The organism is Providencia sp. PROV205, assembly GCF_028479505.1.
Lineage (GTDB): Bacteria > Pseudomonadota > Gammaproteobacteria > Enterobacterales > Enterobacteriaceae > Providencia > Providencia huaxiensis.
Map to the genome: position 1 here is coordinate 1 of NZ_JAMPNU010000009.1, position 11,262 is coordinate 11,262.

Genomic DNA, 11,262 nt, shown 5'->3' on the forward strand with positions numbered 1-11,262 from the left:
TATTATATTATTATATTATTATATTATTATATTATTATATTATTATATTATTATATTATTATATTATTATATTATTATATTATTATATTATTATATTATTATATTATTATATTATTATATTATTATATTATTATATTACTTCTACCAAATACCCTATTTATTAAACCCTGTTAATCAATTCAGGTATACTATTGAACAAAAATATCTTGTGCAATATAAAAGCATCATTTATTCCACTGTTGATGCATAAACGATACAATCATCACAAAAATTTAAATAAGATAACAATCTCATTACCTGGAGTAATGCCCATTTTAGCTATGCTGATTGCTGATTTCAGGTGTATGGGGCTAAGTATGTAAATGCGGTAATGTAGGTTTGTGCTTTTTTATGAGGGACTAACTATGAGTCGTTTGACTATTGATATCACTGAGCAGCAACATCAAAGCCTTAAAGCACTTGCAGCATTACAAGGGAAGACGATCAAACAGTATACTCTGGAGCATTTTTTTCCCAATGAGGATGAGCAGGCATGTCTGACGCTTAAAACTTTATTAGAGCCTCGTATTAATAATGGTCTGACAGGTTTAGTTTCAACAAAATATATGGCAGACGAACTGGCAGAGGGACGAGTTTGATAAATTACATTCTGACTACAGAGACTGAGAACGATGTACGAAAAATTGTATCCGCCCAATTAACCCACGAGGCAGCATGGCTAGTGCTTGAAGCTCCAAGGGAGCAGGTACTCGATATCGGGCGTCTTTTTCATGGTGTCGGTTATACCCTTTATATGCCATTACTGCTTGGTACATAAGACTTTATTATCGATTATATCATTGTAAAATCGTATATTTTAACCAATTGATGGCCGATAATCGTGAAGCCAGAAAGCAGTCTATCAAGTTCGCATTGAGTGAGAGCAAACACCGTTTTTTTCTCTTTTGAACGCCACGGGTACTTGGCTTTTTCAAGGCGTTTATTCCAGAGTGCGAAGCCTGTTTTATCCCAGTACAATATTTTTATTTTGTCACGCTGTTTATTAGTGAATAGGAACAAAGCGCCACGAACAAGCGGTAAGTCAGTGTCACTTTCGATGATGGCAGCCAGACCGTTGATCGATTTTCTAAAATCACTACATTCACGGTAGAGGTAAATCTCGGGCGCATTGATCAGATGATTCATGACAGGGCTCCGATGAGCTCGGCAAGATAGGCTACAGGCGTATCTTGTGGAGTAATAAGCTTAATCTCATTGACACCAAGTGTCATACTGGGCGCGGGGATATGAGCTACCTGGAATGCAGTTTTTTTCGGCAATTTCTGCTTTTACAAACCTTGAAGGGTTATAGCTTGCTTAAGCCGCTGAGGTTTGGCATAAAACGAGGATGGGTTAAGTTCGTTGAGCTTGCAAAATACGAGCTGTGACAACGACCTCAATTCAGATTGATCAATAAGTTTTTGTTATTCTTGATTGGTGTGTTGTTTTACCATTTCAACTCTCCTTGAGGTTGGAGAACTGATTTCATTGTTAGGGCTGGATGATTAAAATGCTGGATTCATGGTGTGCTTACGGGAAGTTTAGTGGATTACGATCAAAATATCGCGGGAGCTTATCCTGAATAAGTTTATTACCAGATAAAAAAATAAAGAGGGCAGATTAGTACGCTGTTCCTCTTTATCTTCTGAATATAACTAATGCCAGTGACGAATTACAAGTCTTGCCGCCAAGCATCAATCGACAAGGGTTCACCGAAGTGACTTTCAATTAACCGGCGGGTAACGTCGTGGAGAGGGGCGGCTAAAACTTCTGCGGTATTACCACGCTCAACAACTTCGCCTTTATCCATGACAAGCATTTTATCGCTGACGTGCTTCATCATACCTAAGTGCTGGGTAACATAGATAAATGCAATATCTTGTTTTGCTTGTAAATCTAGCATTAAATTGATGATTTGCGAGCGCATAGACATGTCTAACGAAGCCAATGCTTCATCAGCAATAATAATCTCGGGTTGTAGAATAAGTGCTCTTGCCAGTGCAATACGCTGTTTTTGCCCTGATGCTAACATATGCGGATAGTATTCAGCGTGGTCAGCAAGTAACCCGACTTGGCGAAGTGTTTGAATAATGCGCCTTTCACGTTCTATACCAGTCAAGTCAGTGTTTAATTTTAAAGGGAGTTCAAGCGTTTGACCAATACGTTGTCTTGGATTTAGGGATGTACTTGGATCTTGGAAAATCATGCGAACACGCTGACAACGGTAGCTATAATCGCCAAAATTTAGGCGTTGACCACGAATGAAAATATCGCCGCTGGTGGGTTCTACAACACCTGATAACATCCGTGCAAGCGTTGATTTCCCTGAGCCATTGGCACCAATAATAGCTAATGTTTGGCCTGCCTGTAAGTTAAAGCTAACGGGCTTAACAGCTTGCAATTCGTGCCGATGAAATAGGCCCTCACGAAAACGGAAAGTTTTAGTGAGATTACGGACTTCAAGTAAGGTTTCCATTTAAGATTGCTCCTCGGTGTTTAGCGGGTAATGGCAAGCAACGAGGTGGCCTTTAATATTGCGCAGTTGAGGCGCATTGATACAAGTGCGTTGTGCATAAGGGCAACGGGGGCCAAGGCGGCAACCAATAGGCAAATGCTCAAGAGAAGGAATTGCTCCGGGTAACGTATTTAATCGTCCTTTGTGGGGAAGAGGGCTTTCAAAATCAGGGATTGAGCGGATCAACGCTTGGGTATAAGGGTGGCGTGGCCGTTGCAGAATATCTTCAGGTGTTGCGCTCTCAACCGTTTGCCCACAATAGAGTACGTTAATGCGATCAACAAGTTTTGACATCATTTCCATATCATGGCTAATGAGCAAAATTCCCATGTTATTGTTTTGATTTAATTTATCCAATAAACGGAAAATTTGTGCTTGAGTGGTAGACTCCATCGCATTGGTAGGTTCGTCAGCGATTAATAACCGTGGTTGGTTAGCTATCGCAATCGCTATCATGACTTTTTGACATTCACCATCGGTGAGTTCATAAGGGTAACTGCGCATGATATCTTTATGATCTTTTATCCCCACACGGTGTAACAGTTCTATCGCACGGCGTTTACGCCAATTAAAACGCTGCCACCAGCGGCCTTTATAAGTCCAACCTGGGATTGATTGAATAAGCTGTTTGCCGATATCAGCGGCAGGGTCGAGGCAAGACTGGGGTTCTTGAAATATCATAGAGATATTATGGCCAATTAACTTGCGACGTTTACGTGGGCTGAGTTTTAGTAAGTCAATGTCTTGAAATCGAAAACGGTCGGCTTTTACACGAATGTTATCTTTAGTTACGCCACAGATAGCTTTCGCAATTAGGCTTTTCCCAGAGCCTGATTCGCCGACTAAACCTCGGATTTCCCCTTCAGATAATGTCATGGATACGCGATCAACAGCTTTGACTGGGCCATTGGCAGTCATAAATTCGATAGTTAAATTGCGGATGTCTAGTAGTGGCATTATTCAACTCCCGCGTTAATGGCACGGTGTAGCCCATCCCCTAAAAGGTTAACGAAAAGCACGCTTATCATGATAGCAACACCGGGTAAGATAACCGTCCAGGGAGCAACGTAGATAAGCTCTAAAGTATCTCCTAGCATGGCGCCCCATTCAGAAGATGGAAGTTGTGCACCTAAATCAAGGAAACCTAAAGCGGCAATATCTAAAATGGCAATTGAAAGTGCCCGAGTTAGTTCAGTTACGAGAATAGGGGTGATGTTTGGTAGTACGGTATACCATAAAATAAAAATGTTTGAAGCGCCATCAAGGCGTGCGGCAACAATGTACTCTTTATCTAACTCATCATGAACAGCGACATAAATGGTTCTTACCATCCGTGGAATTAATGCAAGGCAAATGGCGAGCATCGCATTTTGTAGGCTAGCGCCCATAAATGCGACGACAATAATAGCCAGTAATAAAGACGGAATTGACAGTAATGTATCGAGTATATGGTTGAAAATTGCAGATTTTAATCCACGAGTCATCCCTGCTAAGCAGCCGAGAACTAACCCTATCAGTGTTGCTACCAATGTGACTAAAATAGCCGCACCAAACGTTGATTTAGTGCCAATTAATAGCCGACTCAGAATATCGCGGCCAAGGTCGTCAGTCCCAAAGAAGAAAGCAACATCACCATAATGTGACCAAGATGGTGGTGTTAATTGGTAACCTAAAAATTGTTGATCTAGTGCATAAGGCGCTAGGTAAGAGCCAACAAAGCATAAAATTAATAAAACTAACACACCAACAAATCCCACCATAGAAACCACATCTGATGAGAAGATATTCCATACCACACGTGTTGGGGATGGCATTTTTTGTTCACGATAAAAATTATCTGAGGACATACCAATCCTTATGTTTTAATGGGTCCATCATGGCGCCTAAAATATCAGACAACACATTTACAGTAATCACTAATGCGCCAATTAGCATTACGCCAGCAGAAATTGCGGAGTAGTCTTCTTGGCGGATTGCTGTCACTAACCAACGGCCAAGCCCCGGCCAGTTAAAAACGAGTTCGGTTACCATTGTGAGTGTCAACATGGTGGAGAACTGTAACCCAAGTTTAGGAATAATTGGGGGGATGGCATTATGGAAAATATGGCGACGAATGATTTTAATTCGTGAAAGCCCTCGAATAGCGGCCGCTTTGATATAATTTTCACTGGCGATTTCTTCGGTGCTATTGCGTACTAACCGAATAACCTCTGTTGTAGGCGCCAGCGCCAAAGTAAGAACAGGTAACACCATGTGTTCAAGTACATTGATAATCATATCCTTACGATAGGGCGAATCAGAAAGCCATGCATCAACCAAGGCAAAGCCAGTCACTGTTTTTAAATTATATAAGAGGTCAATTCGACCAGATACAGGTAGCCAGCCTAGATGTAATGAGAAAAAGAGGGTTAAGACTAGGGCGAGTACAAATACAGGGACAGAAAATCCTAATAAAGCAAAAACACTGATAGCAATATCTGCGGGTTTGTTACGCCAAAAAGCAGCAATGATACCCAGTGGTATACCTGTCGTTAAAGCAAAAATAAACGCTAAAATGCACAATTCCATTGTTGCAGGGAATGTATCTCTTAATTGTTCGCTGATGGGTTCCCCGTTGATACTTGAAACACCAAAATCAAAATGGAGTAAGCCTTCAAAATAAAAAATGTAGGCGTCAATAAGTGAGGCGCCACTCAATGGGGCATTGGGCGTAAAATAGCTTAAGCTAAAGCTGACTAGCGATAAGAAGAACACCGTGACTAATAAAAGTAAAAAACGACGCAGTGAATAAATAATCATGGTTGCTGCCTCTGTTTTTTCGGAGAAACTTTCTCAGCCTGTTCCATTTCTCGATACACACCAGCAAATGAGGTATTACCAAACGCACTGATCATTAGCCCTTTTATATCATAGCGGTAGGCTTGTAAACGTAAAGAATAGGCAAGCGGTAAGACGGGTAAATCTTCCCCTAAAATTTGCTGTGCTTGGTGGTAGTAATCTATACGTGCGGCTAATTGTTGCGTCAAGAGTGCCTTATGTAAGATTTCATCAAAGGCGGGGTTACACCAATGGCTTAGGTTGGTTTGGGAACCAATTGCCGCACAACTCAGTAGCGGACGGAAAAAACTGTCTGGGTCATTACTGTCAGTTGTCCAGCCCGCTAATGTCATATCATGGCTTCTATCCATTAATTGGTTTTCTTGGAATCGGCCTTCGACAGAACGGATATTCATAACAATACCCACCTGTGCCAAGTCCGCTTGAATAAGCTCAGCCATCTTAAGTGGGCTTGGGTTATATGATTGAGAGGCGATTGGCACCCATAAATCTAATTTTAGATTTTCTAATCCCATCTCTTTGAGCATTTGTTTGGAAAGCTCGGGATTATAATCGGTGATCTTTGCTTGGTTGTCATAAGCCCATGATGCTCTGGGTAAAATAGACGCGGCTGTTTCTGCTGTACCATAATAGATTGACTGCATAAGACGCTCATTATTAATTGCATAAGCAATGGCTTGGCGCACTTTTAGTTTATCTAAAGGGGGTTTACTGGTATTAAATGCGAGGTAGGCAATATTCATCCCAGAGCGCATAGAAATCCGCAAGCGTGGGTCATCTCGTAATACTTTTAATTGGCTTGCTGCAGGGTAAGCTAGAACATCACATTCCCCTGTGAGTAATTTCGAAATACGGCCAGTTCCTCCGGCTCCCATATCAACAACCACTTCTTCCATACGTGGTAATCCCTTCCAGTAGTTATCATTTCTGAGGAGCCTAACGAATTGCCCGGCTTGGTAGTCATCTAAATGAAATGGACCCGTACCTACAGGCCGCCAATCGATCAGCTCTTGGCGATTGATACTTGAAAGGTAATCGGCATACTCGGATGAAAGAACAGGAGCATAGTGGGTTGCCAAGTGCCATAAAAAAGACGCATCAGGCGAGTTCAAACGGAACTCTACTGTATGGTTATTTATTTTACGTATGCTTTGGACACTGTTGGCAAACTGTAAGCTATCAAAATAAGGGTAACGCCCCCCATTAATATAGTGATAAGGCTGGTTTACCTCAAACATGCGGGAAAAACTAAACACAACATCATCGGCATTCATATTGCGCGTTGGTGTAAACCAAGCTGTGTTTTGGAATTTAACATCTTTACGCAGGTATAAACGATAAGTCGCACCATTATCGAGAACTTCCCATCTTGCGGCCAGTTCTGGAACCAAGCGATAGGTAAATGGGTCAACATCTAACAGGCGATCATAAATTTGAGCACCTAGAGGGTCGACAATTAGCCCGCTACTGACTAGCTGTGGATTAAATGTGGTAACAATCCCATTTACACAGTAAATAAAACCTTTTTGGCGTATGTCTGCAGGGACCTCGTTAGCCACAATATCGGTAAAGCGCTCTTGGTTATTAAGCGCTTGTGCAGACACAGATATGATAAATAAAAACCAAAGAGTTAATAGGCGCATACCACTGACATCGTTAACTAGAATTCACCTATTGTAGCGTAAAAATGGGGGGACAGGGTATAAGCAAAATTTAGCCAAACAAAGTTTAAAAATTAAGCAAAAAAGGAAGGTGTTAGTATAATGATTAACTTAAATTATTATACTAATCATTGAAGTATGTCTTAATGAGAAAAAATCTCATTAAAAAGCTTTACAAATGACACTGATAACGATTATCATTCGTTTTGTCACTTAAGCTAAGTGCTTATGTAGACAAGGCATGACATTGCTCACATTGCTTCCAGTGTTTTATTTAATAGCCAGCTTGGGTGCTGGCTTTTTTTTATGTAAAAATAATGGAGCCTGTTTTACATTGTTTTTTGCTATTACTCTAAACCCACATAGTGTAGGTCTTCATCGGTCACTTTACCTTGGAGAGTACAAAAGAAACGAACAACACCTCTTTGCTCATCTTTTTCAATAATCAGCATTTTTTCAGCAGCATTCGGGTCTAAGTTGTAGTCTTGCGTTGCGTATTCGTTAAATACCCATTTACCCTGCAAGTTGTGGCGGATCATCGGTGAGTAGATGTAAGTATTTCCCACCTTTATAATAGCAATCTTTGATGAAGTATAGCGGACAACCTCTTCGAGGCTTTGAGTGGTTTCAAATCCCCAAAAATAGTATTGACCACGTAAGCCTAAATAGGAGAAGTCATCATATTTATCAAAATTACTATAGCTAACAAAAAAACGGTTAAAAGTAACAATACCTGTTGGTGAAAAGTTGAGATCAACAGAAATTTGTTCGCCGTCACCTAATTGCCTATTTTTCAATCTGTTAGATACATCGTTTAAAACGGGGTACTCTTTTATTTTCTCGAAAAAAGCAGCGTCACAGTAAGAAAATGTTCTCATCAATGATTCCGCATAGACTACAGGAGATAACCCTAGAAGAAAAAAGGTGATAGCGAGTATATTTATATTCTTCATAATAGGCTCCTCATATAATAAAAATCATATTAATAGAGATATCATATAAATATATTTCGCACAGTAGTTAAATATGACAAGGTGTAAAAATAGTTTAATAATTTAACACTATTATTAATTAAATATAGACTTAAGCATGGATATTTAATTAACTAAATGTGCTGAATATCCATGACATTTATATATAATGGCCAGTAAAAATGACTAGTTATCATTGTTTTGTTATTTTTAACTCATTGGGTGCGTAAGTTGAGGTAATAACTATTTATTTTTTTGAATTTTATTTAATCTGTTGATATTTAATGATTTTATTTGTTTTATCTATATTCTTTATCGGGTTTTATTAGTTGGGGATAATAAAGAATTCTTGAAACTAAAATATGGAACTGGAAATATTTAGTAATAAAGATAAGACAATATATTTAATTTTTACTTCTTAAGTATAATACAGTAGTCCAAACAATAAACTTGTATTTTTTGGACTGTCAGTTATTAAATTTCAATATTTATTTGATGTTTTTTTATTAACCCCCGCAGTTGGTCATAGCTTAATGATAACCGTTGTGCAGCTTTACGTTGATTAAAATGGCAATCAGTTAGTGCTTTTTCTAATAACGCTTTTTCGGATTGCTGTTGCCACTGACGTAAATCACAAGGTAATGAAGGCAATATTGCCTTTTGTTGCTGGGTAGGTTGTGAGGGCAGAGTATTTGGTGATTCATGTAATTCAGCGAGTTTTTCGCCAAATGGGTTAAAAATAATATTATCAACGGGCTCTGCTCGGTTTCCATGGCGGTATACTGAGCGCTCAATGACATTTTTTAATTCGCGTACATTACCTGGCCATGGGTAGTGTTGCAGGGCCTGTTGGGCATGTTGTGTAAAGCCTGTAAAGTGTGAACGCTTTAATTCACCACACATTAAAATGGCAAAATGTTCTGCTAACAATAAGATATCAGGCTGTCGTTCACGTAGTGGGGGAAGGCGAATAACATCAAAAGCCAGCCTATCTAAGAGGTCAGCTCGAAAACGACCCTGTTTGGCAAGTTCGGGTAAATTGGCATTTGTGGCACAGATTAAACGCACATCTACGTGTAAAGCTTGGCTTCCACCGACTCGCTCAAGTTCGCCATACTCAATGACCCGTAAGAGTTTCTCTTGAACTGACATAGGTGCTGTAGCAAGCTCGTCAAGAAAAAGAGAGCCTTTATCTGCTCGTTCAAAGCGCCCTTGATGGCGTTTTTGAGCACCTGTAAAAGAGCCCGCTTCATGTCCAAATAATTCAGAATCCAGCAAATTCTCATTGAGTCCGCTGCAATTGAGAGAGATAAAAGCTTCTTGCCAGCGTGGAGAGAGGTAATGAAGTCTATCTGCGATAAGTTCTTTACCTGTGCCACGCTCACCGATAACCAAAACAGGCTTATTGAGTTGTGCGAGTTCAGAGGCTTGTTCAAGTACATCGAGAAAATTACTTGAAACGCCAAGAATAGGTTCATTGGTTTCTTTCATGGTTTTTTTTACCAATAGTTGGTCTAAAATGCCGATAATTTAACTATAGACTAAAATGATTTTCAGGGGAAGCTTATAATTATTCTCTTTAAAATCATATTAATATGAATTAATTTAAAAGTTGGCACGCGAATTGCTATTTTAAATATGTGAATAGCAATTGCTAAATACAGCAACATGCGAATTGTTGTTAGACTTACGGAGCGTCAGGTATGGGTTGGAAGCCAAATCAGGTCGAGGCGCTACAGAATGATTAAATCCATCAAGAGGATATAAATAATGGGTATTTTTTCACGTTTTGCCGATATCATTAATGCAAACATCGCTTCTTTGTTAGACAAAGCAGAAGATCCGCAAAAAATGATCCGTCTGATGATCCAAGAAATGGAAGACATGTTAGTTGAAATCCGTTCAACATCAGCACGTACTTTAGCAGAAAAGAAAGGTTTAGAGCGTCGCATTGAAATGGGCGAAAAACAAGTTGCTGATTGGCAAGAAAAAGCAGAATTAGCGCTGGTGAAAGATAAAGAAGACTTAGCGCGCGCCGCACTGATTGAAAAGCAAAAAGTGAGTGCGATGGTCGATACCTTAAAACATGAGCTGATAATTGTTGATGAAACCTTGACTCGCTTGAAAGGTGAAATCACAGAATTAGAGAACAAACTGCAAGAAACTCGTGCGAAACAACAATCAATGGTTGTTCGTATGGAAGCAGCACAGTCTAGTCGTAATGTACGTCGCCAATTGGATAGCGGCAAACTAGATGAAGCAATGGCTCGTTTTGAACAGTTTGAACGCCGTATAGACCATATGGAAGGCGAAGCTCAAAGTTATGGTATTGGTAAACAAAAATCGCTGGATCAACAGTTTGCAGAGTTAAAAGCAGACGATGAAATAAGCGCGCAATTAGCAGCGCTTAAAGCTAAAATCAATAAAGATCAGTAATAGTTATTTTGATGCACTGGTACGTTAGCCATATCGTATCAGTGCCATAGATAGGTTAACCATATGTATAAGGATATGTGATGGGCTACGTTTTTCTGTCTCTCGTATTAATCATTTTTCTCATTTTTATTCTGCCTATTTGGCTGTGGTTACATTACAGCAAAAAAAATAGTGGGCAGGGGAGTCAGCTAACTGAAAATGAAGTACAACGTTTAATGCAATTAGCAGAGCAAGCATCACAGATGCAACAACGCATTAAAACGCTTGAAGATATTTTGGATGCAGAACACCCAAATTGGAGGCAAAAATAATGACTCAATTTCGCAACCGCAAACTTTATCGTTTAACGGATAGACGTGTGTTCGGTGGTGTGTGTTCGGGTATTGCTGAGTACTTAGAACTTCCGGTTGCTTTGGTCAGAGCATTAGCCGTATTGGCCTTATTTGTAAGCTTTGGAATTACATTGATTTTATATATCGTGATGTGTTTTGTCGTAGAAACGGCTCCAAGTGGCTACCGTTCACAGCAAGATATTGGCCCAGAAGTTAGCAGCTTGATTAACCAAATCGATACACAATTAAAATCAGGTGAAATGAAGCTACGCCAAATTGAAAGATATGTTACATCAGATACTTATACAGTGAACAGTAAATTCCGAAATCTATAACAAATCGTATCGCCATCACATGATAAGGGATTAGGTTTTAAAACCAAATCCCTTTTGTTTTTTATCAATAAGTGAGTGAAGTATGGCAAATAACGTTCTTTATCGAATAAAAAAATTTGCAAAAAAACGTCTTCT

The 11,262-nt window shown here is 39.5% G+C and carries 13 protein-coding genes; 5 read left to right on the forward strand and 8 right to left on the reverse strand.

What is annotated here, in order from left to right; all coding sequences use genetic code 11:
- The first annotated feature begins 404 nt into the window (after positions 1-404).
- Positions 405-638: an antitoxin gene (locus PR800_RS07305; RefSeq protein WP_166265240.1), complete on the forward strand. Its 234-nt coding sequence runs from the start codon at positions 405-407 to the stop codon at positions 636-638.
- Entirely contained in the window at positions 635-817 is a 183-nt protein-coding gene (locus tag PR800_RS07310) for a hypothetical protein (RefSeq protein ID WP_166265237.1), read from the forward strand. The genes PR800_RS07305 and PR800_RS07310 overlap by 4 nt, the downstream gene beginning before the upstream one ends.
- A 14-nt stretch (positions 818-831) precedes the next feature.
- Here PR800_RS07310 and tnpB read toward each other — a convergent pair whose 3' ends face one another.
- The 8 genes from tnpB to pspF form a co-directional block, all read right to left on the reverse strand.
- Positions 832-1,185 carry an IS66 family insertion sequence element accessory protein TnpB gene (gene tnpB, locus PR800_RS07315; RefSeq protein WP_166265234.1) on the reverse strand — a complete coding sequence of 118 codons (354 nt, stop codon included), beginning with the start codon at positions 1,183-1,185 and terminating at the stop codon, positions 832-834.
- Between the two features lie 526 nt (positions 1,186-1,711).
- Positions 1,712-2,515, reverse strand: a complete 804-nt coding sequence (gene sapF / locus PR800_RS07320; RefSeq protein WP_102139687.1) for a putrescine export ABC transporter ATP-binding protein SapF — start codon at positions 2,513-2,515, stop codon at positions 1,712-1,714.
- Positions 2,516-3,511 (reverse strand): putrescine export ABC transporter ATP-binding protein SapD, encoded by a 996-nt coding sequence (sapD, locus tag PR800_RS07325; protein WP_004910464.1) that lies wholly within the window; start codon positions 3,509-3,511, stop codon positions 2,516-2,518. It abuts the gene before it with no gap.
- Positions 3,511-4,401 carry a putrescine export ABC transporter permease SapC gene (gene sapC, locus PR800_RS07330; RefSeq protein WP_102139686.1) on the reverse strand — a complete coding sequence of 297 codons (891 nt, stop codon included), beginning with the start codon at positions 4,399-4,401 and terminating at the stop codon, positions 3,511-3,513. Before sapC ends, sapD begins: the two co-directional genes overlap by 1 nt.
- Positions 4,388-5,353 carry a putrescine export ABC transporter permease SapB gene (sapB, locus tag PR800_RS07335; protein ID WP_102139685.1) on the reverse strand — a complete coding sequence of 322 codons (966 nt, stop codon included), beginning with the start codon at positions 5,351-5,353 and terminating at the stop codon, positions 4,388-4,390. Before sapB ends, sapC begins: the two co-directional genes overlap by 14 nt.
- Positions 5,350-7,035: an ABC transporter substrate-binding protein SapA gene (gene sapA, locus PR800_RS07340; RefSeq protein ID WP_102139684.1), complete on the reverse strand. Its 1,686-nt coding sequence runs from the start codon at positions 7,033-7,035 to the stop codon at positions 5,350-5,352. The genes sapB and sapA overlap by 4 nt, the downstream gene beginning before the upstream one ends.
- A 365-nt stretch (positions 7,036-7,400) precedes the next feature.
- Positions 7,401-8,006, reverse strand: a complete 606-nt coding sequence (locus tag PR800_RS07345; protein ID WP_102139683.1) for a hypothetical protein — start codon at positions 8,004-8,006, stop codon at positions 7,401-7,403.
- 492 nt (positions 8,007-8,498) lie between these two features.
- A complete protein-coding gene (pspF, locus tag PR800_RS07350) occupies positions 8,499-9,515 on the reverse strand; it encodes a phage shock protein operon transcriptional activator (RefSeq protein ID WP_210848137.1) in 1,017 nt (338 codons plus the stop codon).
- A gap of 279 nt (positions 9,516-9,794) precedes the next feature.
- Between pspF and pspA the strand changes: the two genes are divergently transcribed.
- From pspA to pspC, 3 genes are all read left to right on the forward strand, one after another.
- Positions 9,795-10,460, forward strand: coding sequence for a phage shock protein PspA (gene pspA, locus PR800_RS07355; RefSeq protein ID WP_004263893.1), 666 nt, complete (start codon positions 9,795-9,797; stop codon positions 10,458-10,460).
- 80 nt (positions 10,461-10,540) lie between these two features.
- Positions 10,541-10,771 carry an envelope stress response membrane protein PspB gene (pspB, locus tag PR800_RS07360; RefSeq protein WP_004263897.1) on the forward strand — a complete coding sequence of 77 codons (231 nt, stop codon included), beginning with the start codon at positions 10,541-10,543 and terminating at the stop codon, positions 10,769-10,771.
- A complete protein-coding gene (gene pspC / locus PR800_RS07365) occupies positions 10,771-11,127 on the forward strand; it encodes an envelope stress response membrane protein PspC (protein WP_004263899.1) in 357 nt (118 codons plus the stop codon). The genes pspB and pspC overlap by 1 nt, the downstream gene beginning before the upstream one ends.
- The last annotated feature ends 135 nt before the right edge of the window (positions 11,128-11,262 follow it).

Bases quoted from the DNA above. Each gene is read 5' to 3' on its own strand.
- PR800_RS07305 (WP_166265240.1), top strand. From the start codon at position 405: ATGAGTCGTTTGACTATTGATATCACTGAGCAGCAACATCAAAGCCTT.
- sapC (WP_102139686.1), bottom strand. From the start codon at position 4,401: ATGTCCTCAGATAATTTTTATCGTGAACAAAAAATGCCATCCCCAACA.
- pspA (WP_004263893.1), top strand. From the start codon at position 9,795: ATGGGTATTTTTTCACGTTTTGCCGATATCATTAATGCAAACATCGCT.
- pspF (WP_210848137.1), bottom strand. From the start codon at position 9,515: ATGAAAGAAACCAATGAACCTATTCTTGGCGTTTCAAGTAATTTTCTC.
- PR800_RS07345 (WP_102139683.1), bottom strand. From the start codon at position 8,006: ATGAAGAATATAAATATACTCGCTATCACCTTTTTTCTTCTAGGGTTA.
- pspB (WP_004263897.1), top strand. From the start codon at position 10,541: ATGGGCTACGTTTTTCTGTCTCTCGTATTAATCATTTTTCTCATTTTT.
- sapB (WP_102139685.1), bottom strand. From the start codon at position 5,353: ATGATTATTTATTCACTGCGTCGTTTTTTACTTTTATTAGTCACGGTG.
- sapD (WP_004910464.1), bottom strand. From the start codon at position 3,511: ATGCCACTACTAGACATCCGCAATTTAACTATCGAATTTATGACTGCC.
- tnpB (WP_166265234.1), bottom strand. From the start codon at position 1,185: ATGAATCATCTGATCAATGCGCCCGAGATTTACCTCTACCGTGAATGT.
- sapF (WP_102139687.1), bottom strand. From the start codon at position 2,515: ATGGAAACCTTACTTGAAGTCCGTAATCTCACTAAAACTTTCCGTTTT.
- sapA (WP_102139684.1), bottom strand. From the start codon at position 7,035: ATGCGCCTATTAACTCTTTGGTTTTTATTTATCATATCTGTGTCTGCA.
- pspC (WP_004263899.1), top strand. From the start codon at position 10,771: ATGACTCAATTTCGCAACCGCAAACTTTATCGTTTAACGGATAGACGT.